The sequence below is a fragment of the Promicromonospora sp. NPDC090134 genome (assembly GCF_044746965.1).
Classification (GTDB): Bacteria; Actinomycetota; Actinomycetes; order Actinomycetales; family Cellulomonadaceae; genus Promicromonospora.
The window spans coordinates 71,948-95,395 of the sequence record NZ_JBIVCZ010000004.1 but is presented as its reverse complement, the minus strand read 5'-3'; the positions used below and the strand labels follow the sequence as shown (position 1 = coordinate 95,395).

General features: G+C 73.5%; 18 protein-coding genes. 9 read left to right on the top strand and 9 right to left on the bottom strand.

The window, feature by feature from the left end; translation table 11 throughout:
* The first annotated feature begins 133 nt into the window (after positions 1-133).
* Positions 134-2,674 (top strand): amylo-alpha-1,6-glucosidase, encoded by a 2,541-nt coding sequence (locus ACIPN7_RS12760; RefSeq protein ID WP_400542217.1) that lies wholly within the window; start codon positions 134-136, stop codon positions 2,672-2,674.
* A gap of 41 nt (positions 2,675-2,715) precedes the next feature.
* Positions 2,716-5,667: a hypothetical protein gene (locus ACIPN7_RS12755; protein ID WP_400542214.1), complete on the top strand. Its 2,952-nt coding sequence runs from the start codon at positions 2,716-2,718 to the stop codon at positions 5,665-5,667.
* Here ACIPN7_RS12755 and ACIPN7_RS12750 read toward each other — a convergent pair.
* Positions 5,604-5,894 (bottom strand): hypothetical protein, encoded by a 291-nt coding sequence (locus ACIPN7_RS12750; RefSeq protein ID WP_400542211.1) that lies wholly within the window; start codon positions 5,892-5,894, stop codon positions 5,604-5,606. The two genes, ACIPN7_RS12755 and ACIPN7_RS12750, sit on opposite strands and share 64 nt — an antisense overlap.
* A 26-nt stretch (positions 5,895-5,920) precedes the next feature.
* On the opposite strand from ACIPN7_RS12750, the gene ACIPN7_RS12745 reads away from it, so the two are divergent.
* From ACIPN7_RS12745 to ACIPN7_RS12735, 3 genes are all read left to right on the top strand, one after another.
* Positions 5,921-6,442, top strand: a complete 522-nt coding sequence (locus tag ACIPN7_RS12745; protein ID WP_400542208.1) for a CGNR zinc finger domain-containing protein — start codon at positions 5,921-5,923, stop codon at positions 6,440-6,442.
* 125 nt (positions 6,443-6,567) lie between these two features.
* Complete coding sequence (locus ACIPN7_RS12740) at positions 6,568-6,972, top strand: RidA family protein (RefSeq protein ID WP_400542205.1); 405 nt, start codon at positions 6,568-6,570, stop codon at positions 6,970-6,972.
* A 1,029-nt stretch (positions 6,973-8,001) separates the two neighbouring features.
* Positions 8,002-8,895, top strand: a complete 894-nt coding sequence (locus tag ACIPN7_RS12735; RefSeq protein ID WP_400542202.1) for a VOC family protein — start codon at positions 8,002-8,004, stop codon at positions 8,893-8,895.
* Positions 8,896-8,907: 12 nt separating this feature from the next.
* Here the strand turns inward: ACIPN7_RS12735 and ACIPN7_RS12730 are convergent, their stop codons facing one another.
* Positions 8,908-12,219, bottom strand: a complete 3,312-nt coding sequence (locus ACIPN7_RS12730) for a family 78 glycoside hydrolase catalytic domain (protein ID WP_400542199.1) — start codon at positions 12,217-12,219, stop codon at positions 8,908-8,910.
* 118 nt (positions 12,220-12,337) lie between these two features.
* The gene (locus ACIPN7_RS12725; RefSeq protein ID WP_400542196.1) at positions 12,338-13,738 is read right to left on the bottom strand and encodes an FAD-binding oxidoreductase; all 1,401 of its coding nucleotides are present in this window, start codon (positions 13,736-13,738) and stop codon (positions 12,338-12,340) included.
* Between the two features lie 126 nt (positions 13,739-13,864).
* On the opposite strand from ACIPN7_RS12725, the gene ACIPN7_RS12720 reads away from it, so the two are divergent.
* Positions 13,865-14,827, top strand: coding sequence for a pyridoxamine 5'-phosphate oxidase family protein (locus ACIPN7_RS12720; RefSeq protein WP_400542193.1), 963 nt, complete (start codon positions 13,865-13,867; stop codon positions 14,825-14,827).
* Between the two features lie 39 nt (positions 14,828-14,866).
* On the opposite strand, the gene ACIPN7_RS12715 is transcribed toward ACIPN7_RS12720, so the two are convergent.
* Genes ACIPN7_RS12715 through ACIPN7_RS12705 form a run of 3 tightly spaced genes read right to left on the bottom strand, consistent with a single transcriptional unit; the run spans position 14,867 to position 17,699 of the window.
* On the bottom strand, positions 14,867-15,901 hold the full coding sequence (locus ACIPN7_RS12715) for an NAD(P)-dependent alcohol dehydrogenase (RefSeq protein WP_400542190.1): 1,035 nt from the start codon (positions 15,899-15,901) through the stop codon (positions 14,867-14,869).
* Complete coding sequence (locus ACIPN7_RS12710; RefSeq protein ID WP_400542187.1) at positions 15,898-16,653, bottom strand: iron-sulfur cluster assembly protein; 756 nt, start codon at positions 16,651-16,653, stop codon at positions 15,898-15,900. Before ACIPN7_RS12710 ends, ACIPN7_RS12715 begins: the two co-directional genes overlap by 4 nt.
* Positions 16,650-17,699, bottom strand: a complete 1,050-nt coding sequence (locus tag ACIPN7_RS12705; protein WP_400542184.1) for an amidohydrolase family protein — start codon at positions 17,697-17,699, stop codon at positions 16,650-16,652. The genes ACIPN7_RS12710 and ACIPN7_RS12705 overlap by 4 nt, the downstream gene beginning before the upstream one ends.
* Positions 17,700-17,872: 173 nt before the next feature.
* On the opposite strand from ACIPN7_RS12705, the gene ACIPN7_RS12700 reads away from it, so the two are divergent.
* Positions 17,873-19,360: a GAF domain-containing protein gene (locus ACIPN7_RS12700; protein ID WP_400542182.1), complete on the top strand. Its 1,488-nt coding sequence runs from the start codon at positions 17,873-17,875 to the stop codon at positions 19,358-19,360.
* Between the two features lie 109 nt (positions 19,361-19,469).
* A complete protein-coding gene (locus ACIPN7_RS12695) occupies positions 19,470-19,925 on the top strand; it encodes a hypothetical protein (protein ID WP_400542179.1) in 456 nt (151 codons plus the stop codon).
* An 86-nt stretch (positions 19,926-20,011) separates the two neighbouring features.
* Here ACIPN7_RS12695 and arfB read toward each other — a convergent pair whose 3' ends face one another.
* The gene (arfB, locus tag ACIPN7_RS12690) at positions 20,012-20,458 is read right to left on the bottom strand and encodes an alternative ribosome rescue aminoacyl-tRNA hydrolase ArfB (RefSeq protein WP_400542176.1); all 447 of its coding nucleotides are present in this window, start codon (positions 20,456-20,458) and stop codon (positions 20,012-20,014) included.
* A 131-nt stretch (positions 20,459-20,589) separates the two neighbouring features.
* On the opposite strand from arfB, the gene ACIPN7_RS12685 reads away from it, so the two are divergent.
* On the top strand, positions 20,590-21,351 hold the full coding sequence (locus ACIPN7_RS12685; protein WP_400542173.1) for a DUF4333 domain-containing protein: 762 nt from the start codon (positions 20,590-20,592) through the stop codon (positions 21,349-21,351).
* A gap of 54 nt (positions 21,352-21,405) precedes the next feature.
* On the opposite strand, the gene ACIPN7_RS12680 is transcribed toward ACIPN7_RS12685, so the two are convergent.
* Positions 21,406-21,540 (bottom strand): hypothetical protein, encoded by a 135-nt coding sequence (locus ACIPN7_RS12680; RefSeq protein ID WP_400542170.1) that lies wholly within the window; start codon positions 21,538-21,540, stop codon positions 21,406-21,408.
* 215 nt (positions 21,541-21,755) lie between these two features.
* Entirely contained in the window at positions 21,756-23,231 is a 1,476-nt protein-coding gene (locus ACIPN7_RS12675) for a DUF222 domain-containing protein (protein WP_400542167.1), read from the bottom strand.
* Positions 23,232-23,448 lie beyond the last annotated feature (217 nt).

Here is a 23,448-nt window from a genome sequence, read left to right as displayed (position 1 = left end):
CGCCCGCCTGGCCTGACCCCGCCTCGCCTGGCGCGACTGTGGCGCGGGCGCGATTCGCCATCTTGTCATTCGTCATACATGTCACTAGTCTGTGTCGGCCAGGCATGTTAGCGCTCACAATGAAGGAGCAGCCATGACCGATCACAGCGGCGTGATCCGGACAGCACGCCGAAGCCCGCTCGTCCTCGGCCTCGCGGCCGCCGTCCTGGCGGCGTCGATGGTCCCGGCCGGAGGGGTGCCGCCCACCGCGCCTGCCACCACCGCGCTTGCCACCACGGAGCCGACCGGACCGGACGCGCTCCAGCGCCCGTTCGCCCTGCCCGGCCACGTCGAGCGCGACGCCAACGGCGCGCTGTTCGTGGGCGAGGGCGAGAGCCGGTTCGCGCTGCGCGTGAACCTCCTGACGACGTCGGGCCGGCTCATCCGCGAGAACCAGGGCCTGCTGCCGTACGTGGCGGACGTCGGGCCCGTGACCGTGGACGGCTCGTACTACGAGGTGCGGATCAGCAGCGACGACCGGACCGTCACCCCCGACCGGCTGGGGGCGATGCGCGAGATCCTCGCCCACCCCGACGACTGGCCGCAGGAGCAGGTCGACCAGGCCCGCGACCTCCTGCCGACCCTGGAGTCCCGGTACGAGCAGACGCGGCGCGACGAGCAGCAGATCGTCATCCGGTTCGCGCGCACCGCGCCCAACACGCTGGTCGGCGCCGTCACCGCGCTGCAGGACGACACCACGGTGTTCCTCGAGGCGGCCCCGCCGTGGGGCGAGCCGAGCAGCTACCGCGTCACCGACCGGGGCATCCGCGCCTCCAGCCCCGGCCTGGACGACCCGGACCTGACCGGCCACTTCGCGCTGACCCCCACGCGACGGCCGGACAGCGGCGCGTCCTACGCCTCGGTGAGCGACCTGGTCGCGGGTATGCAGGGCGGCGACGCCGCCCCCGGCTCGGCCGCCGCGGCGCTGCGCTACACGCTCGACGAGGACGAGACGATCACCTTCACCAGCACCGTCTCGGACGCCCCGGCGAGCGCCGAGGCGAGCACCGCCGCGACCGGACAGGCCGGTCAGGGCGCGATCCTCGCGGCCCTTGCCCGTGCCAGGGCCCGGGCCGACGCCGGGACGCTCAGCGGCAGCGGACCCGCCGGGCGGTCGGCGACGGCCATGCGCACCGCCATGGGGCTGAACGCCAACTACGACGAGAGGTTCCGCCAGCGATTCCTCGTCTGGGGCTGGGGGCGCGGCGGCGCCGAGAACGACACCATCTTCACCGGCTGGGACTCCGCGTGGGACGCGATCATCGCGCTCACGGTCGACCCCGAGCTCGCCCAGGAGCACGAGCGCGACCTCTTCGACGCCGGCGGGCCACGCTACGACCAGCTGCACTCCGGGCCCATGCACGCGTACGCCGTCAAGCGCATCTACTCCGCGACGGGCGACCTCGACCTGGTGCGCGAGGCGTACCCGGCGCTCGCCGACTTCATCGACCGGCTGCCCGAGTGGGACGTCAACGGCGACGGGCTCCTGGAGGCGCCCTACGACGCCGACCCGAGCAAGGTCGGCAACCACCTGGGCCTGGACGACCTGCCGTCGTACTGGTCGGCGAACCGGGTACCCAAGGACGGCGGGAGCGGCGACGAGCGGGACAACACCGACCTCACGGACGTGGCCCTGACCTCGTACTACGCGCTGATGGCACAGACGATGGCCGAGCTCGCCGACGCCCTGGGCCGAGACGCGGACGCGCAGCGGTACGGCGCCCTGTTCCACGACGTGAAGCGGGCGGTGAACGAGACGCTCTGGAACGAGGAGCGCGGCATGTACCTCGACCGGCACCTCGACGGCCGCTGGGGAGACGTGGTGACCGGCACCGTCTTCTACCCGCTCTTCGGCGGCGTGGCCACCGACGAGCGTGCCCGGCGGACGGTCCGGGAGAACCTGCTCGACCCGGAGCAGTTCTGGGGCGAGTACGCCGTGCCGAGCATCAGCCGGGCGGGCGCCGAGTACTGCGCGAACGGCCTGGAGGCGCCCAACGCCTCGTCGTCGTACCGGTACTACGCGGGGTGGAACCAGGAGAACTCCTGCGAGCAGTGGCGCGGCGCCGTGTGGCCGCCCATGAACGCGACGATCTACGACGGCCTCAAGCGGTACGGGCTCGACGAGGCGGCCGGCGGGCTCGCGGCGCGGAGCACGGCGATGTGGCTGGACACGTGGGACAGGAACGGCCAGTTCCCCGAGTACTTCGATCCCGAGCCGGGGCAGACGATCAACGCCTCCGCCGTGGACAGCGCGTGGCGGTACTACACGTGGTCGAACGTGATGCCCCTGATGTCGGTGCACGAGCTGGTCGCCGAGGACCCGTGGGGCACGCCGGGGTCGGTCACCTTCGGCTCGCTCGTCCTGGAGGGCCGCAACACCGTGGACGACGTCCGCGTGGGCGGACGGACGTACGCCGCGACGGTGAGCCCCGACGGTACGGAGCTGCGGCAGGACGGCCGTCAGGTCTTCCGCGCCGTGGGTGCGCGGGTCGTCGTCCGCGACTTCGTGGCGACCGACCGGCGTGCGTGCTTCGAGGTGAACGCCGAGGCGCCGGCACGCCTGCAGTTCTTCCCGGTGCGGGGCGCCCCGCACCGGACCACCGTCGACGCCGGGCGCACCGAGCTGTGCCTGTGACCGACCTACCGATCAGCACGAAGAACGAAGGAGCACCCACCATGCCAGCCACGCACACCCTCGAGCACGAGGGGCCACCGGTTCGACGGCGGGGTAGCCGACGACGGGGCCTCGCGGCGTCGGTCCTGGCCGGGGCGCTGCTCACCGCGGGCGCCCTGGCGGGCGGCGCCTCGGCAGCCGCCGATGTCGTCCCCGCCGGTCTCCCCGGGGCGGCCGGCTCCGGCGCCGGCGTCACGATCGCCGTCGACGGCGCGAGCACCGGCCGCACCTACGACGGCGTCGGCGCGATCTCCGGCGGCGGGGCGACGTCCCGGCTGCTGCTGGACTACCCGCGCGAGGAGCGGGCCGAGATCCTCGACCACCTGTTCAAGCCCGGCTACGGGGCGTCGCTGGAGATGCTGAAGGTCGAGATCGGCGGCGACACCAACACGACCGACGGCTCGGAGTCGAGCCACGAGCACGTGCGCGGCGAGGTCGACTGCGACGCGGGCTACGAGTGGTGGCTCATGCGGGAGGCCGTGCGGCGCAACCCGGACATCACGCTGGGCGCGCTCGCGTGGGGCGCGCCGGGATGGCTCGGCGACGGCGAGTACTACTCGGCCGACACGATCGACTACTTCGTCGACTGGCTCGACTGCGCGGCCGGGCACGGCCTGACGATCGACAACGTGGGCATCCGCAACGAGCGCGAGTACGAGGCGCAGTGGGTCAAGGACTACCGCACCGCCCTCGACGCGGCCGGCTACGCGGACGTGCGGATCATCGCCTCGGACGAGGCCGCGCGCCGCGGGGAGTGGCCCATCGCCGTCGACATGACGAACGACCCCGAGCTCTTCGACGCCGTCGACCTGCTCGGCAACCACTACTCGCGCGGGCCCAGCTCCGCCACGGCCCAGGCGCTGGGCAAGCCGCTGTGGATCTCCGAGGGCGGACCGTGGTCGGCCGAGTGGGGCGCGGGCGGCTCGTCCGCCTCGGTGCCCTCGCTCATCAACCACGCCTACCTCGAGGGCCGCATCACCGGCGTGAACTTCTGGAACCTGCTCACGGCCTACTACGACGGCCTGAGCATCTCCGACGCCGGCCTGATGCGGGCGAACACCCCATGGTCGGGGGCGTACCAGGTGCAGTCCGCCGTCTGGGCGGTCGCGCAGACCACGCAGTTCGCCGAGCCGGGCTGGCGGCACCTGGACGCGTCGTCGGGCTACCTCGACGCCGCGGACACCGCGCAGGGCAGCTTCGTCACGCGCAAGGCGCCGCGCGGAGGTGACTGGAGCACCGTGATCGAGACGATCGGCGCGACCGCGCCCCGTACCGTCACGCTCTCGGTCGAGGGCGGCCTCAGGGCGCGCGACCTGCACGTGTGGCAGTCGACGGCGGACGACCGCCTGGTCCGGCAGCCCGACCTGCGGCGCGCCGCCGACGGCACGTACACGGTGACCGTGCCGGCGAACGCGGTGGTCACGGTGACCACGGTCAACGGCAACGGCAAGGGCACGGCCAGCGGCCTCGGCGACGCCGAGGGCCGGCACGAGTCCGCGTTCCCGTTCCCGTACGAGAACAGCCTCGCGGACGGCGGCCCCAGCGGGCAGACGCCGTACTTCTCCCAGATGGAGGGCGCCTACGAGGAGCGTCCGTGCGCGGGTGACCGCCGCGGCACGTGCCTGACGCAGGTCTCGCCGCAGCCGGCGATCTCGTGGGCGGCGTGGAAGAAGCCGACCGGGATCCTGGGCGACCTGAACTGGTCCGACTACTCGGTCGGGGTCACGGCGTACGTGCCCACGGGCGGCACGGCCGAGGTGCTGGGCCGGGTGTCGAACGACGCGATGCAGCCGGTGCCGAACGGCTACGGCCTGAGCCTGGGCGCCGACGGCACGTGGTCGCTCGGCCGGGGTGAGCCCGGCGGGCGCACGTGGCTGGAGCTCGGTACAGGGACGCTCGACGGCGGTGCGTCCCAGGGCGCCACGGCGGACGGCGCGGGTGCCGGCTGGCACGACCTGGAGCTGTCCTTCGACCAGGACGTGATCACCGCGACGGTCGACGGCGCGCAGGTCGCCGAGGTCACCGACACCACCTGGACGTCCGGCATGGTCGGGCTCTCGGGCGACTACGCGCCGGTGCAGTTCGCCGACCTCGCCGTCGGGCCGCTCCGGCCGGTCGCGACGATCGACGACGCTCCGGGCACGGGCACGGCGGCGATCGGCTACGAGGGCGACGGCTGGACGCACTGCTCCGCCGGCGAGCGGCACGGCGACCGGTGCCCCGCCGTGCCGGCCGAGCAGCTCCGCGACGCCGTCGGCGGCACGGTCAGCGCGAGCCGCGACCGCGGCGACGTGCTGACCGTGGCCTTCGACGGGACGCAGGCCACGCTCACCGGCGTGGCCGGGCCGCGGGGCGGGACGGCGAAGGTCTCGATCGACGGGAACGAGCCCGTGGCGCTGTCCTACGCCGACCGCGGCGAGGTCGAGTGGCGCACCCCGGTGCTGGTCGACGGCCCGCACACCCTGCGGTTCGAGGTGGCCGACGGGCGCTCCGGCGGCTGGGTCTCGGTGGACCGGGTCGACGTCGCGCCCGGGGGCGGCGGGACGAGCTCGGTCGACGACCAGAGCGAGGGCACCGGCCAGGGGCGCCTCGACTACCACGGGGACGGCTGGCTGAGCTGCCCGGGCTGCATCAACCGCACGGGTCTGTACCACTCGTCGGTGACGTCGACGACGGTGGCCGGCGACTCCGTGGACTTCCGGTTCACGGGCTCGTCCGTGGACCTGTACGGGCTGCGCGCCTCCAACCAGGGGCTCGCCACGGTGCTGGTCGACGGCGTCGAGGTCGGTTCCGCCGACTTCTACGGCCGCACCCGGGTGGGCAACCAGCTCATCTGGTCGAGCCCCGACCTGGGCTCCGGCGAGCACGTGCTGACCCTCGTCGCGACGGGTCAGGGCAGCGGGTCGGCCTCCGGGACCGGCATCAACGTCGACCGGCTGGTGGTGCGGCGGTAGTCCGACGTCGGCACGTTCGCCGCGCCGCCGGCCGCCCTGCTCAGGGGCGCCGGCGGCGCGTCCGTGCGCCGCTGCAGGTCCACGCGGTACGCCCCGCAGGCCGCGCACCGCACGTAGAGCACGTATCCGGCCGAGGTCCGGTGGCGCGAGTCCGTGGTCCACGCGTGCTCGTGCCCGGTGTCGCGGGCGGGCGGGCGGAGGGCGGAGCGGGTCTCGGTCGTCGTCATGCACCCCACGATGCTGTAATGGCCTTGTGCATCTCAACCCTTACGGCGAGTACGCCGTCCTGCTCGCGGCGTCCCTCGCCAACGACTGGCCGGACGACCGGGCGGGCATCGAGGCCCGCACGCGCGAGTTCGGCATGACCATGGAGTTCCGGGAGGAGCCGGCGGACCATGCGCGCTCGCGCGAGGTGATCGACGACTGGCTGCGCGTCGTGGACGCCGCCGACCCGGCCGAACGGGCCGCGCTGCTGAACGCCCAGATGGCCGCCGTCGCCGCCTACCCCCGCCTCACCGACCACGACGGCGAGGGCTGGCACCTGCACTACCGGGACGACAACCAGGTGCTGTCCGCGGTGCTGCGCGCCGTGATCGGCGTGGGCACCTCGCTGCACCTCGTCACCCGCGGGATGCACCGGCTGGGGCGGTGCGCGTCGGAGCCGTGCACCAACGTGGTCGTCGACGTCACCCGCAACGGGCGGCAGCGGTACTGCTCCGTGCGCTGCGCCAACCGTGCGGCGGTGCGCCGGCACCGGGAGCGGGCGGTTCCGTAGGCCCAGGGGCGCTGTCGACGCCGCTCTCCTCCTGGCCCTCCAGGCGCTCGCGGGGGAGGGTGAAGTATCGACGGAGTCGGCAACTAGGACAGCGGTTGTCCTCCACCGCGCCTAGCGTGGCGGGCATGGACCAGATCGAGCTGCTGCAGCCAGAAGGACTCGTGAAGAGCCCCGCGTTCAGCCACGTCGCCGTGGTCCCGCCCGGGGCCACGACGATCCACGTGGGCGGGCAGAACGCCGTCGACGCGACCGGTCAGCTGGTCGGCGGCGACGACGTCGGGGCGCAGACCCGGCGAGTCATGGAGAACCTGACCACGGCGCTCGCCGCCGCCGGAGCCGGCATCGAGCACCTGGTGAGCGTCACCGTCGTGCTCGTCGAGGGCGTGGACATCAACGCCGCCTACGGCGCCGCGTCCGCCTCGCTCGCCGGACTGTCCGAGCCACCGCTGGTCATGGGCATGTTCGTCCGCGGGCTCGGCATGCCCGGCGCGCTGGTCGAGGTGTCGGCGCTCGCGGCCGTCGTGCGCTGATCGGCGTCGTCGCCGTCGTCGTCGCCGTCGGCCCGGGCGCGCGTCCGGGCGACGCCGACGGCCACGCCGACCGCCAGGGCCACCAGCCAGAGCAGCGCGAGCCAGTGGAGGATGATCAGGTGGGAGCCCGGCTCCGCGAACGCCGCCCGGAACACGTCCCAGGCGATCATCAGCGGCCCGTCCGGGTTGGCGGTCAGCCAGGTGGCGCCGGGGTAGACCGAGCTCGCCGCCATGTAGAGGGCGGGTGCGGCCGACTGCGCGACCCAGAACATCAGGAGCGCCGGGACCCACGACAGCCACGACCAGCGGCTCCGCGTGACGCTGACGCCGAGCACCACGCCGAGGAGCACGAACACGAGCACGGAGACCGTGTGCCCGAGGCTCAGCCCGCCGGCGCGCAGGCCGCTCGTGGCGAGGTGCAGGACGTCCTGCACGAAGAACACCGGGGCCGCGAGCCAGAACCCGCGCAGCCACACCGGCCCGAGCACGGCGAACAGGCCCGCGAGGAGGCCGAGCAGCGACGCGGCCAGGGCGACCAGGAAGGTCGCCTGGGCCACCACCGTTCCCGCGGAACCCGCGCGCCACGTGGTCGCGAGCAGCGCGTCGAGGTGCTGGGCCTGGCCGATCAGCCAGATGGCACCCGCCACGACGACGATCCCCAGGGCGCCGGCTCCTGCCGCCCAGCGGGGCCGCGAGCTGAGCCACGACGTGCAGAGCGCGCCGGCCGCGCCGGCGAAGGCCACCGTCGCGACGGCCGAGGCCTCGGGCATGCTCGGCGTGGAGACCGCGGCGAGCAGCGCCGCCTGCGGGCCCGCACCCACCACCAGCCACGTCACCGGTGCGATGAGCAGGAAGAACCAGGGCGAGATCCGTGCACGCCGGGTGGTCATCGACATGCGGCAGATTGTTTCACACAGTTCGGGCGGAAGATCCTATTTGTCCCATCCGGCGTCCTGCGGGGCGGGCCCGGCGGCGGATGCCGGCCGCGCGAGGCAGGATCAGAAGAGCGGAACCGACCTGGAGGACGTCATGGCTGACACACCCACCACGCCCCGGACCTACCCGCACGGCGTACCCAGCTGGATCGACCTGGAGACGCCGGACGTCGACGCGGCGCTCGGCTTCTACGGCGACCTGTTCGGCTGGAGGTTCACCGAGATGCTGCCGCCCGGCGCGCCGGCGCGCTATGTGATCGCGTCGCTGGACGGTACGGACGCGACCACGGTCGCCGCGGTCGCCACACCCTCGGCCGGCCTCGACGGCGAGGTGGCGTGGCACACCTACGTCGCCGTGGACGACGTCGACGCGGCGGCCGCGCGCGTCCCCGAGCTCGGCGGCTTCGTGAGCTCGGGGCCCGAGGACGTGGGGCCGCCGGGGGAGCCCGTCGGGCGGATGGCGCGGATCGTCGACCCGCAGGGCGCGCCCAGCCGGCTGGTCCAGGCGGGCACCCGCCCTGGCGCGCAGGCCGTCAACGGCCCGAACACGTGGAACTTCAGCAATCTGTTCACGCCCGACGTGGACGCCGCGCTGCGGTTCTACGGTCCGCTGCTCGGCTGGGAGCGCAGCGACGACCTCGGCGCCGGCATGGCGCGGGTCCCCGGTTACGGCGACCACCTCGCGCGCACGGTCGATCCCCGCATCCACGAGCGGCAGGAGTACGTCCCCCCGGGCTTCTCCGACGTCGCTGCCGGGATCCTGCGGGGCGAGGGGCCGGCGCACTGGTCGGTGGCCTTCGCCGTCGCGGACCGGGACGCGTCCGTCGCGGTGGCGGAGGGTTCCGGCGCGACGGTCCTGGGCACGGAGGACGGTGAGTGGAGCAAGGAGGCCGTGATCCGCGACCCGTTCGGCGCCGAGCTCGTGCTCGCGCAGTTCGACCCGCCCGACTCCTACCTCGAGGCCGAGCGGCAGGCCCCGAAGGGCTGAGTCCACCCCGCCCTACGCGACGAACGAGTACCGGCCGGACCCGACCCGTACCACGACCGCGTCGTCCTCCACCGCGACGCCCGTGACGCCCTCCGCGCGGCGCAGCGGGCGCCCCTGCTCGGTGACGGCCTCGGGGTCACCGACCGGGAGCCGCACCGTCGCCGCCGACCCGACGGGGACCGTCACGTTCAGCCGGAGCCTGCCGCCCGCACGCCGCCAGTCGCTCGTGACCGTGCCGAACGGCGTCCGGACGCTCGCGCTCGCCCGGTCCAGGTGCCCCGTGACCGCCGGGGCGATCGTGATGTCCCGGAACCCGGTCTCGGGCGAGGCCTGGATGCCGGCCACGTGCTGGTAGAACCAGTCGTCGACGGTGCCGAGAAAGTAGTGGCCGTAGGAGCGCGCCTCCCGTGACCAGTGCTCCCACATCGAGGTCGCGCCGCTCTCGATCATGTAGCCCCAACTCGGGTAGCCGGTCTGCACGGCGAGCTCGTAGGCCAGGTCCGCGTGCCCGTGCCGGGTCAGGACCGGCAGGAGCCACTTGGTGCCGAGCACGCCCGTGTTGAGCTTGGTGCCCTTGGCGCGCACGTCGGCCACGATGCTGCTGACCACCCGCTGCGTCGTCGCGGCGTCCGGCACGAGCCCGAACTCCACGGCGAGCACGTTGTGCGTCTGCCGGTACCCGCGGTCCCCGTCGCCGCGGTAGTGCTCGGCGTCGGCATCGAGGAAGGTCTCGTTGAACGCGGCCTTGATCGTGGCGGCGTTCCGGGCGAAGTGCTCGACGTCGGCGGCCTTGCCGAGGAACCCGGCGCCGCGCCGCATGAACAGGGTCATGGAGTACAGGAACGCGGTGGCGGAGACCCGGAGGTCCTCGGGCGCGTTGCCGCCCGCGGGGCTCGCCTCGGGGCTGACCCAGTCGCCCAGGCGGGCGTCCGGGACGATCCCGCCCTGCGACCGGTCGAGCTCGAGGTCGACGTACCGCTTCATGCCGTCGTAGCACTCGGTCAGCACGCGGGTGTCCCCGCCGTACTGGTAGAGCCACCAGGGGATCATCACGTAGGCCGCGTGCCACGGCGGGCACACGCCCCACTCGCCCCAGTCCCCGGAGCTGGGTGCGATGACGAGCGGCCGACCCTGCTCGTCGCGCGTCTCGTGCACGTCGCGCAGCCACTTGGCGAACAGCTCGTGCACGTCGAGGTTCAGCAGGAACATCTCCGCGCCGATCGCGGCGTCGCCGGTCCAGCCGTTCTTCTCGAACATCGGGGTGTCGGTCGGGATGCCGTGGATGTTGTTGGTCAGCGTGTCCACCACGGCCCGGTGGGTGCGGTTCATGATCTCGCTGGAGCTGTCGAACGTCCCGGTCTCGGCGGCGGCCGTGTGCACCACCTGCGCGGTGAACGCGTCGAGCGGCGGCGGGCCGTCCTGCGGCCAGCCGGTGACCTCGATGTACTGGAACCCCTTGTACGAGAAGCGCGGCTCCCACGTCTCGGGCTGCCCGGTGCCCGCCAGCGTGAAGCGGTCGGTCTGGAACCCGGCCTGGAACCCGCCGTTGTTGCTCAGGTTCACGCGTCCGGCGGCGGTCAGCTTCTCGCCGTGGGCGGCCCGGATCGTCGCCCCGGCCGGCCCGGTCGCGGTGTACCGCACCCAGCCCGCGAGCACCCGCGGGAACCTCACCACGTACACGCCCGGCGCGGGCTCGGTCACCTCGACGGCGGGCAGCGACTCGATCACCTTGATCGGCTGTTGACGCTGGTTGACCAGTACGCCCCGCGGCCCGGGCGCCACGGTGGCGGCGGCCCAGCCGGCGTCGTCGAACCCGGCCGTGTCCCAGCCGGGCAGCGTGCGGCGGGCGTCGTAGGCCTCGCCGCCGTAGAGGTCGTCGAACACCGTCGGACCGTCGTGGACGCGCCAGGTCGCGTCCGTGACCACGTGCTCGACGGCGCCCCCGGCGTACTCCAGGCGCAGCACCGCGCGCACCACCGGCTCGTCGTGCCACGGCGGCGCCTCCCAGCGCCACACGTTGCCGCCCGTCATCCCGTAGAAGCCGCGGCCCAGCTCGATGCCCAGCGCGTTGCGGCCCCGCCGCAGCCTCCGGGTCAGGTCCGTCGCGGTGTACTGGACGGTGTCGTCGTAGTCGGTGAACCCCGGCGCGAGCACCTGGTCGTCGGCGGGCTCGCCGTTCAGCGACACGTCCGCGTACCCGCCCGCGGCCAGGTAGAGCGTGGCGCTCCGCAGGCCCGCCCGCACGTCGAGCTCCGTGCGCAGCAGCGGGGCCGGCAGCGGGTCCGGCGTCGGCAGGCGCACGCCGCGGCCCCACGGCCCCGAGCCGTAGGTCGCGACCTGCGCGGCTTGCGCCCAGGCGGAGTCGTCCAGGCCGGGCCGCGCGAAGTCGTCCTCGAACGCGGTGGCGGCCTTCCAGCCGCTCCCGCTCGTGAGGGTCGCCGTGGTCCCGTCCGAGTACGTCAGGCGGACGACGGCGAGCACCGCGCCCGCGCTGACCGCGTCGTTGGTGCCGCGCACGGCGAGCACCGTGGCGGCCCCGGGCGTCCCGGGCGACCCGGCGGACAGGTCGACGGCGTAGAAGCGGGCCGCCTGCCAGCCGTTCTCGGCGGGCTCGGTGCCGCCCGCCTCGACGCCGTCGACCCAGAGCGTGAACGCGTCGTCCGCCGTGATCAGCACCTCGGCCCGGGTGGCCCGCGCGCCGTCGGGCGCGGGCCGCGTGATCCGGAACGCGCGGTCCTGACCGGGCAGCTCGCCCTCGGCCGCCCACATCCACGCGGCGTCGTCGAACCTCAGGTCGGTCACCTCGGCCGGGACCCGTTCGTTGCCGATCCACGCCGCGCCCGCCCAGTCGCTCTCGGCGTACAGCCCCGTGCGGAACGCCGCCGTCGCCGAGGCGGACCCGTGCGTCGTGCCGACGTCGACCCGCCAGGTGTGCTCGGTCGCCGCCCCCAGCGGGGGCCCGGCGTACCCGACGTTGGCCGACTCCCGGGAGCGCACGACGCCGCTGTCCCAGACCGTGCGCGACCGCGGGCCGCGGGTGCTGACCCGCAGCCGGTACGACTCCTGCTCGACGCCGCGCCGGTCGGTCTCGATCGTCCACGAGAACCGGGGGCGGTCCACGTCGATCCCCAGCGGACTCGACTTCTTCTCGACGAGCAGGTCGGTCAGCCGGATGCTGCCCGGTCCGCCGGGCCGCGGCTCGTGCGCTGCGGCGGCGGCGCCCGGCAGGGCAGCGGCGGTGCCGGCGGGGAGCGCGGCAGGGAGCGCGGCGGCGGTGGACGCCACGCCGGCGGTCTTGAGGAAGGTTCTGCGGTCCAGGGCCATGACGCCTCCAGGCATGTGCGGTGTCGAGAGAACGAGCTCCGTTGCAACGTTTCAAACACGCGAGCGCCAGTGTAGGGGTGATATGTCGCCCGGGACCAGGGGTGACGGTACGGCGGTGTCAGCCCGCCGCCGGGAACGCCTTGCCCGGGTTGAGCAGGCCGCGCGGGTCCAGCGCGTCCTTGACGGCCCGGTGCATCGCGAGCACCACGGGGCTCAGCTCCGCCGCGGCGCCCGGGAGCTTGAGCAGGCCGACGCCGTGCTCGCCGGTCACCGTGCCGCCCAGCGCCCGGCACTCGTCGACGATGCGGTCGAACGCCGCCTTGGCGCGGGCCTTGGCGGCGTCGTCGCCCTCGGGCGCGATGATCAGCGGGTGCAGGTTGCCGTCGCCGGCGTGCGCGATGTTGGCGATGACGACGTCGGCCTCGCGGGCGATGGCCTCGATGCGGCCGAGCATCGTGGGCACGGCGCCGCGCGGCACGCAGACGTCCTCGGTGAGCACGGGGCCGAGCCGTTCGAGCGCGGGGTAGGCGAGGCGGCGGGCCAGGAACAGCCGGTCGACGTCGTCCGGCGCGAAGGCGCGCTCCACGTGGGTGCCGCCCGCCTGTTCGAAGTACGCGGCGACCCGGTCGGCCAGCGCCTCGCCCGCGGCCCCGGGCTCGTCGACCTTCGCCAGCAGCAGGGCGGCCGCGCCCTCGGGGAGCGTCCAGTCCTGCCAGTCGGCGACGGCGCGCAGGCACGTGCTGTCGATGAGCTCCAGGGCGGCGGGCACGATGCCGGCGGCGGAGACGGCGGCCACGGCGTTGCCGGCGTCGGCGAGCGAGGGGAACCAGCCCACGATCGCCCGGTCCTCGCGGCCGCCGAGCGGGCGCAGCTTCAGGGTGACGTCGACGATGACGCCCAGCGTGCCCTCGGAGCCCACGAGGAGCCCCGTCAGGTCGTAGCCCGTCACGCCCTTCGCGGTGGTGCGGCCGAGCCGGGCGACCGAACCGTCCGCGAGCACCACCGTCATGCCGAGCACGTAGTCGCGCGTGACGCCGTACTTGACGCAGCACAGGCCGCCCGCGTTCGTGGCGACGTTGCCCCCGATCGTGGAGATCGCCTGGCTCGCCGGGTCCGGCGGGTACCAGAGCCCGTGCTGGGCCACGTGCCGGCGCAGGTCGTCGTTGAGCACCCCGGCCTCGACCACGGTGTACCGCTCGGCCGTGTTCACCTCGACGATCCGCGTCATCCGCTCCAGCGACAGCACCACGGCCCCGGCCACGGCGTTCGCCCCGCCGGACAGCCCCGTCCCGGCGCCCCGCGGCACCACCGGCGCGCCGTGCTCGCCCGCGATCCGCACCGTGGCGACCACGTCGTCCAGGTTCGTGGCGAGCACGACGGCGGCCGGCGCGGCGTACTCGGCCCACTCGGCGTCGTCGTGGGCGTAGCGCTCGACCGCTTCCGGGGCGGTGAGCACGGCGTCGTCGGGCAGGGCGGTCCGCAGGGCCGCGGCCAGCGCGGAGGATTCGTCGGTGGTCATCGGTCCCGGATCGTAGTCGCGCCACCTGGGGACCGTGCGTGACCTGCACGGATGCTCCGAGGCCGCCGCGAGACGCTGCCATACTGTCCGCGCCCTGCTCAGGCATCAGTCCACCGGAGAGAACTCATGGAACACGACCAGCTGGTCGCACCGGGCACCGCCCACGTCATGTCGTCCTACCTCACGTGCGAGGTCGCCACCGTCTCGCGGTCGGGCACGCCGGTCGCGTGGCCGGTCTCGGGCGTGTGGCGCCCCGCCGACCAGACGTTCGTCCTGTCGACGTCGATCGGGTTCGCGCAGAAGGCCCTCAACGTCCGCAGGGACGCGCGCGTCGCCCTGCTCTTCTCGGATCCCACGGGCAGCGGCAGCGGCAGCGCGGCCGGACAGGACCAGCCAGGCCAGGTGCTCGTCCAGGGCGACGGCGCGTGCCCGGACGAGATCGTGACCAGCTTCTCGCGCAACGGCGACCTGTGGCGCAAGATCGACTCGGCGCAGCCGTCGTCGCGTGCCCTGTCGGGCGGCAGGCTCACGCGCCGCCTGCTGGACGTGTATTACATGCGGCTGATCATCAGCGTGACGCCCGCCGCCGTCACGACGCGGCCGGCGCTGACCGGCGCCGGACGGCCGCTCTCCGTCCCCGCGATGCCCGGCCTGCCGGCGTCGTACGCCCGGGAGCTGGGCGACTTCACCAGCGGGGTCCTGGCCCGGCTCGACGACGACGGCCTGCCGACCCTCGACCGCGTGGTGCCCGAGCCCGCCGACGGCGGCCTGCTGGTGCCCGGCATCGAGGCGAAGCCCGGTCCCGCGAGCCTGCTGTTCCACCGGCACGACGAGCAGCTGGCCGGGAACCGGAGCCTCGTCGTGCTCGGCGAGCTCATCGAGGGCACCGGCGGCCTGGTGTTCCGCCCGGACCGCGTCGTGGACGGCGTGCGCACCGCGGGGCTGCTGACACCCTTCCGGTTCGTCCGCGGGCTGCGCGCCCGGGCCCAGGCCTACCTCGACCGGCGTGGCCTGGAGCGTCCGGTCGTCGCGTGGGACGAGCTCGAGGCCATCCAGGCACGCGTGGACGCGGACACCGCCTCACGCTGACCTCCCGTCGCCGCGGGCGCGCCTGAGGGACCGCGCATCTCAGGGGACCAGGATGGCGCGCCCGCGGACCCGGCCGGCGTCGAGGTCGTCGATCGCCGTCTGGAAGTCGTCGAGCGCGTACTTCGCGGTGTGCAGCGTGACCGCGCCGCGGGCGGCGAGCACCATGAGGTCGCAGAGGTCGTTGTAGGACCCGACGAGGTTGCCCACGATGTTGATCTCGCTGGAGATGACGTCGATGGTCGGCACGTCGATGTTCTCGCCGTACCCGACCACGTGGTAGTCGCCGGCCTCGCGCAGCATCCGCAGGCCCTCGGCGGTCGCGCCGCCCTCGCCCACGAAGTCGACCACCACCTCGGCGCCGCTGCCGCCGGTCGCCGCGAGCACCTCCTCGACGTGCGCGCCGTCGGCGACGACGCCGTGGTCGGCCCCGATCTCGACGGCCAGCCGGACGGCGTCGGAGTTGCGGTCCACGACGATCAGCTCGGCGGGCGTCAGGGCCTTGAGCACCTGGATGCCGATGTGGCCCAGCCCGCCCGCGCCGATCACCACGCACCGGTCGCGCGCCGTGAGCCGCCGGGCCGCCTTCGCCGCCGCGTGGTACGCCGTCAGGCCGGCGTCGGCGAGGGCCGCGACGTCGGCCGGCTCCAGGCCGTCGTCGATGCGCACCACGCTGCGCGCGGAGGTCCGCAGGTACTCCGCGTACCCGCCGTGGGTGTCGATCCCGGGGAAGGCGCTCGCCGCGCAGTGCACGTCGTCGCCGGACCGGCAGGCGCGGCACAGGCCGCAGGTGATCAGCGGGTGCACGATCACCTTGTCGCCCTCGGCGACGTTCGTCACGGCGCTCCCGACGGCGTGCACCCACCCGGCGTTCTCGTGCCCGATCGTGTACGGCAGGGTCACCCCGGACTTCTGCGCCCACTGCCCCTCCAGGACGTGCAGGTCGGTGCGGCAGACGCCGGCCCCGCCGATCCGCACGACGACGTCGAACGGGCCGACGGGCTCCGGGACGGGGACCTCGGTCAGCTCCAGCTTCTGGTGGTAGCCGACCACCTGGACGGCTCGCATCGTGCTCATGGGGTGTGCTCCTTCGTGGGGGACTGGTCGTTCTCCGACCCGGGGTAGCGGGTGCGCAGCAGGCCGCGGCAGAAGTGCGCGTTGCCGTCGACCGAGATGCGGGTGGACCGCGCCCGGCGCAGCGCCAGCGGCACCTGGTCCGGCGCGGGGCCGACGCCGTCGTGGTCGACCAGCACCAGCGCGTCGGCGTCGTCCGGCAGCCCGACCGCGGCCCGCCGGCGCAGCAGCGCCGCCGTCGTCGCGTCGTCGGGGAGGTCCCAGAGGCGGATCCCGCCCAGCTCGGTCTCCGGCAGGCCCGGACGGGCCCGGAGCAGCGCCGTCAGGGCGCGTTCCGTCGCCGCGGTGTGCGCCTTGCGGCGGAACGTCGCGCGCAGCTCGTCGAGGTCCTGCTCGGCCTCGTGCCGGAACGTGCCGCGGTAGCCGGCATCGGCGGCCAGGCCCGTGTTGATGATCGCCGAGTCGTGGTGGTCGTCGAGCTCGACGACCACGTGCGACGCACCGGGCAGCGCGACCAGGGCGTCCTTGCTGTCGGACGCCATGAGGTACGCGAAGCTGGGCGAGCAGAACGACGTGGGCAGCCGCAGGTGCACCTCGACCCGGCCGCCGTCGACCGCGACGGACCTCACGAACCCCAGGTCGGTGATCGGCTCGTCCAGCTCGGGGTCCAGCACGGCGTCGAGGGCGCGGCGCACCTCCGCCTCGCCGAACGCGCGGGCAGGGGCGGGCGCGGACGCGTGGGCGGGGGCGCTCATCGCGCTGCCGCCAGGTCGGCCCGCCCCGGCTCCCGCGGCCCGACGGCGGGCTCGCCGGCGTCGGGCAGCCGCAGCTCCGCCGGGACCTCGATGCCGTACATCTTCGCGGCGTTCAGGCCGAGGATCTTCTTCTTCTGCGCCGTGGTGATCGGGCCGTACTCGGCCGACATGTCGTCCGGGATCTGGAAGTCCACGAACGCCTCGACCAGCCAGCGCGGCGTCCACAGCGCGTAGTCGGAGGAGAACTGGATGCGGTCCTCACCCACCCAGTACAGGAGCTCGCCCATGATCTGCGCGAAGTAGCGCGGCCGCGTGTGGATGAACGGCATCGCCACGGCCAGGCCGCCGTGCACGTTCGGCTCCTGCGTGGCGATCCAGCAGAAGTCCTCCAGCCGCGGCAGGCCCACGTGCTCCACCACGAAGTTGAGGTCCGTGAAGTCGCTGGCCACGTGGTCGATGTCCGCGACGTCGAACGCGTCCCGGTCCAGCGGCCGGATCGTGGGGCCCTTGTGGACGTGGATGTTCGTGATGCCCAGCTCGCGGCACGCCTCGAGGTACCGGTACGCCCACGGGTCGCTCAGCTTGTAGCCGCGCGACTCGCCGTGCCACTCCGCGGTGTAGAGCTTGACGCCCTTGAGGTGCATCCGCTCGGCGTCGGCCCGCAGCTGGTCGAGCCCCGCCTCACCGTTGCGCGGGTCGAAGTGGTGGTTGTACGTGAGCCGGCCCGGGTCGGCCTGCGCCAGGGCGAACGCCTCCTCCGTCTGCCCGAACCCGTTGACGTAGAACTCACCGAGGTGCGCCGGCTGGAAGATGGCGTGGTCCACGTAGCCGTCCTCGAAGAGGTCCCGCCTCAGGCGCTCGCCGCCCTGGTAGAGGTACTCCTCGTACGTCCACTTCTCCGCGTCCGGCGACAGGTTGGCGTGGTAGTCGTAGAAGCAGTCGATGAACTGCTTGCCGTGGATGTTGCGCTGGTTCTCCGGCCGCGCGTCCCACAGGGCGATGTGCGCGTCGACGATGAAGTAGCGCTCGCCGTCCTTGGTGTACATGCTGTTCTCCGTCCTCGGTGACCTCGTCGACACCGACTGCCGCGAACGTATGCGGGGGCCGAGCGGCACGGCAGGGGTGCGGTGTCTCAATCTGAGACGGCCGGCCCGACGGCGGCGCGCGGGGCCCGGCGGTAGCGTGGCCCGCACGCCAGGACGGACTGACGGAGGCTCCGATGCGCGAAGGGCACCTGCCGGAGCGGGCGCGGCTGCACGACGCCTCGCTCGTCCCCGTGCCGCAGCGGCTCCTCGACTCGTGGCAGCGCAGCGAGGAGTACGGCGTGCCGCTCGACGACGTCGAGCCGGTGTTCACGGGCACCTACGACGACGAGTCGCTGTTCTACCGGTGCGGTCAGGAGGTGCTGACCAGCCTGCACCGCACGCTCGCCGGCGAGCCCGTCAGCCTCATGCTCACCGACGCCGACGGGCTGGTGCTCAACCGCCTGAGCGGGGACCGCTCGCTGCTGCGGGCGCTCGACGCCGTGCACCTGGCACCCGGCTTCTCGTACGCCGAGCGGGAGGCGGGCACCAACGGGCTCGGGCTGGCGCTGGCCGACCGGGCGCCCACCGTCGTGCGCGCCGACGAGCACTACGCCCTGAGCCTGTGCACCTACACGTGCGCCGCCGCACCGGTGCTGGACCCGGTCACCGGGCGGGTCGAGGGCGCCGTCAACCTCACCACGTGGTCGAGGTCGTCGAGCGACCTGCTCCTTGCCCTGGCCCAGTCGGCGGCCGGGACGACGGCCGCGCTGATGCTTGCGCGCTCGCGCGGCCAGTCGCCGCGGCCGCAGCCCCGCGGCGAGGTGTTCCGGATCGAGAAGCCCGGGCCGGCGCCCGGCGCCGGCACCCTGGACGACCTGTCCCGGCCCTGGACCGACGCCGTCGCGCGCGCGAGCGCGGGCGTGGCCGAGGGCCGGGTCGTCGCCGCCGTCGGCGAGGCCGGGTCCGGGCGGGCCACGCTGCTCGCCCAGGCCCTGCGGTCGGTGCGGCCGCGGGACCGGATCCTCGCGGCCCGCGCCCCCGCGCCGCAGGACATCCAGGCCTGGCTCGACCTGTGGACCCCCGAGCTCGCCAAGCCGAGCACCGCCGTCGTGCTCCGCGGCGTCGAGGCCCTGCCGCTGTGGGCCGCCGAGCGGCTGCGCGACCTGGTGCTCGCGGCCCACGCGCGGGCGGGGGATGACGGCGCCCGGCGCGTGGCCCTCGCGATCACCGCCGAGAGCTTCGAGGACGTCCCCGCGCCGCTGGCGACCCTCGTCGAGTCCGTGGTGGAGGCTCCGCCCCTGCGCGACCGGCCCGACGACGTCCTGCCGCTCGCCCGGCACCTCGCCCGCCGCCTGCGGGGGCACGAGATCGCGTTCACGCCGGCCGCCGGGCGCGCGCTCGGCAACCAGCCGTGGCCCGGCAACGTGCGCGCGCTGGCCGACGCCGTCCGCTTCGCGGCGACCCGCGCCGACGTCGTGGACCTGCGGCACCTGCCGCCCGAGATCCTGTCGGCCACCTCGCGCCGGCTGTCCCGCATCGAGTCGTTCGAGCGGGACGAGATCGTGCGCGTGCTCAGCCGGCACGGACCGTCCATGCAGGTCGCCGCCGACGAACTCGGCATGAGCCGGGCCACGCTCTACCGCAAGGTCTCGCAGTACGGCATCCAGGTGCCGCGCGGGTAGGAGGCCGGACGCGGGGCCGCCGGCACTTTGCGTGCGGGGAATCACCGGAGAGGGCACGCTGGACGGCGACGGGACGCTGATCGAGCGTCCTGCGGACAGGGGGACTCGCATGAACCGGATCAGAAGAACGCTGGCGGCGGTGGCAGGGCTGACGATGCTGGCGACGGTGCTGACGGCGGCACCGGCCAGCGCGTGGACCCGCGTGGCCGGGCACTGCGTGGGGGACAGGGTCGACCGCTGCGTGTCGATCCGGCAGAACTCCAACGGAACCGTCTATGTACGCGGATCGGTGTCGGACGACTCCAACCGTCCCGGCGACTATGTCGTGCGCATCGTGGAGACCGACATCACGATCACCAGGGACTGGACGAACCCGCCCAGCATCACGTTCTTCCCGGTGAAGCGGAACTTCCCCTACGAGGACGTCTCGGACGCCCTGGCGACGCCCGCGTTCGACATGTCCTGCGGCACGGATGTGACCGGCAGCGCGAAGCTCCAGTGGAAGCCCAAGTCCGGTGGTTCCGTGGAGACCGGCTGGGTGCACGTGAGCGCCACCGTCTGCTGACCTTCTGACCCTCCCGCCTTCAAGGACGTCGGGAGGCGGGCCCGGAGCGACTCCGGAGTCCGCCTCTCCTCGGTTCTCGCAGGGTGTCAGTCCTCGCGCCGGGGCTTGGCGGAGCGCAGCTTCTTGGTGGCCGACCGCTGCTTCTTGGCGGTCAGGCGCCGCTCCTGCGAACCGCGGGTGGCGCGCGTGGCGCGGCGGGTCCGTGGGCCAGGGGCCAGGGCGTCGGTCACCAGAGCCGCCAGGCGCAGGGCGGCGGCGTCGCGGTTGCGCCGCTGCTCCCGGTGCTCCGAGGCGACGACGGTGAGGACGCCGTCGACCAGGCGGGCCGCCAGCCGGTCCAGGAGGCGCTGGCGCTGCGTGTCGCTCAGGACGGCGGACCGCGCAATGTCCCAGGAGAGCTCGACGCGCGAGTCGGTGGTGTTCACGCCCTGCCCGCCCGGGCCGGAGGAACGGGAGAACCGCTCGGTCAGCTCGGCGCGGGGGATGGTCAGCGCGGAGGTGACGCTGAGACCGGGGCGGACGGGAGCGGGCATGTGCTCATGGTCTCGCACCCGGGGGTTCGGCTCACGCTCGTCCCGGGTCGACGACGGCGTGACCAGGGGTTCCGCGCTGCCATACTCAGCGGCGTCATTGTCGAACCCGACGATCTGCGAGGGCGTCACCCATGCGTTTCAGCTCGCCACCTGGCTGGCCCACGCCCCCGGAGGACTGGTCGCCGCCAGCCGGCTGGCAGCCACAACCCGACTGGCCGCCCGCCCCCGCGGACTGGTCGTTCTGGACCGACGAGGAGGGACGCCCCGTCGACGGGCCGTGGGTCCCGGAACACCACGGCGTCTCGGAGCTCGACGTGCCGAGCAGCCTCGCCCTGTGGGCGTTCACGGCCGTGCAGGTCGTCCTGATCCTCGTCGAGATCCTGCTCCTGAGGTCTGGCACGCCGTCGACCGGCGGGATCCTGGCCGTGGGTGGTGTCCTCAACCTGGGCTGTTTCGTCGCCGACGTGACCCTCGTGCGCCAGGCGGGTTACCGCGTGCCCGTCTACCTCTACATCTGCGGGCTGCTGCTCGTGCCGCTCTACCTCATCTTCCGGATCCGGCTGACCAGGACGAGCTGGTGGCCCCTGGTGGGGTGGATCGGGATGATCGTCGCCTCCGTCCTGGTGACACCGCTCGTGGCATACGTGGGCGGCGTCGAGCTGGAGCCGGCTGATGTCGAGTCCTCCATCGAGGGCTCGTTCTCGACCGGGGACGGCGCCTCGCTCATCGAGGTCAGCCTGCCGGTCCAGGCGACCTGTCCTGACCCGCTCGTCGTCCGGGTCGGTGAGACCTTCGACTGCGAGACCGGGGTGGTCGGCGAGGCGCCCGAGACCGTCACGGTCACCCTGGAGTCGTGGCTGGGGGAGATGTCGTGGCGGAGACCGACGAGGTGACGAGCGCTGAAGGACCGCCGGGGCGTTCTCGTGCGCGCCGACGAACCGGTCGAACTACATGACGTATCGCTGGACGGGATGGCCCCACGAGTTGGTGCAGTAGAAGAGCTGCAGGTTGGTCCATCTGGCGGGCACCAGCCCGGTGGGCTCGCTGCACTCCGGGCCGCGCGGCTCAGCGGCCGGCGGCACGAGATAGCTCGTGGTGGTCGTCCGGGCGGTGTGGGCGACCTCGGTGCTGGCCAGGCTGAGCAGTGCTTCCAGCGGGGTACCCGCGCAGCTCGGGAAAGACAGTCGTGATGTCCGACGGCGGGGGCGGGGTGCTCACGGAGACGCAGCGTACGCGCGTCGTCGAGCCGGAGTACGGGACGCTGCTAGACCTCACGTGACAAGGGCTGCGGCGGTGGTCAGGTGGGGTGTGTCCAGGAGAGGTCGGGCCGGCGGGACCGACCTCGTGCCCGGTTGGACGGTTGGTGTGCCGGGCGCGGCTGTCGAGGTGGTGGGCTCGGGCGGTAGGTGATCGCGCCGTGGGTTGGGCTGGTGTCGCAGCCGATCTGGTAGCGGCTGCGCGGGACGTGGCCGGGTGCGGGGCCGGCCACGCCGACCGCGGGGGTCCAGGCGGGCGTCGGTGGTTCCGGCGCGACCGAGACGTAGGTGTGCCCTGTGGGGGTGACCGTTTCGACGGCGTGTCTGCCGTCGAGCTGGGTGGTCTTCTGTGACCAGCCCGGTGCCTGCTTCGCGTGATTGCACCTGGCGCACAGGCCTTGCCCGTTGTCGAGGCTGGTCGGGCCGCCCTCCGCATACGGGGTGACGTGGTCGGTGTGCCGGACGGGAGCGTCGCACCACGTGGTGGCGCAGATGCCCTGGTCCCTGGCCCGCAACAGGCTCGCGAGCCCCTGCGGGTGGAATCGGGACGTGGAGGTCGTGGCTAGCAGTCGGCCGTGCGGGTTGACGTAGATGCTGCGCAGCCAGGCCGCGTCGGTGTCGATCGCGTGCGCCGCGAGGTTGCGGGCGACCGGGGCCGGGACGATACCCGCACCTGCCGGGGCACCCTCGAGCACGACGGCGGGTTGGTTGCCGCCCGCGAGGAGGGTGTCGTCGGAGACCAGCAGATTGATCGTGACCGGAACATCCTTCGCTCGGCCAGGGTCGCGACCGGTGGCGCGTTCGATCAGGGTGTCGGCCATGATCTGCCCCACCCCACGCCCGTCCCCGGCCGCCTTCGCTGTGTCGGCGTGGGTCTTGAGCTGGGCATAGGCCTGCACGCCTTGGGCCATCGGCACCAGCGCGGTGAGGTAGACCATCAGGTCGGGTGCCGGACGGATCGAGACCCGGCGTTCGGACACGGCACGGGCGTTGCGGTTCACGCACGCGTGCACGTCCAACCGGGCGGCGAGTTCCTTGATCCGGGCGACGAGCCGGCGGGTGCCCATCCGGGCCAGGTCGGCCAGGTGCGCGGGCCCGCAGATCTCCTCGTCGATCAGCGCACGATGCTCCACCGACAGGTGCGACGTCTCCCGGACCAGGAGCGTGGCCCGCCACGGGGACAGCATCCCGGCCTGCAGCGCGGCGAAGGTGTGGGGCATCTGGGTGACCCAGACCCGGGAGGTGGACACGAACCCCGCTCCGGCATGCGGGCTCGTCCGCAGGGCCGCGCCGACCTGGTTGGGCACACCCCGCCCACGCCGCTCCGTGCGGATGCCCTGTGCAGCCTCGTCGGCACGGGTGGCCTCGTCCAACGCGACCGCGAGCCTCGCCTGGGTCGCGGTGATCGCGTTCTTGACCGCCTCGAGCTCACCGAGCAGGTCGACCCACTCCGCCTGCACCTGCTCTGAGAGGCCGACACCGGAAGACCCGGTGTCAGTGGCACCAGGCAGAGTCATGCCTGCCAGCATCTGACGTACCGCCCGCACACCCGCAATGCCGCCAAGGGCGGCCGCACCGGATGACACGGCTACAACGGCCGACGCGGCACCTCCGGGCGGCACCGAACGAGCAGGCTGCTCGCCTGCCCGTCCTGGCACATCACCGGTTCGCGTCATGCCACCAACTTATGGCACACCCGTTCGCACCGCTCGCCCAACCAAGCCCCATCCGCCA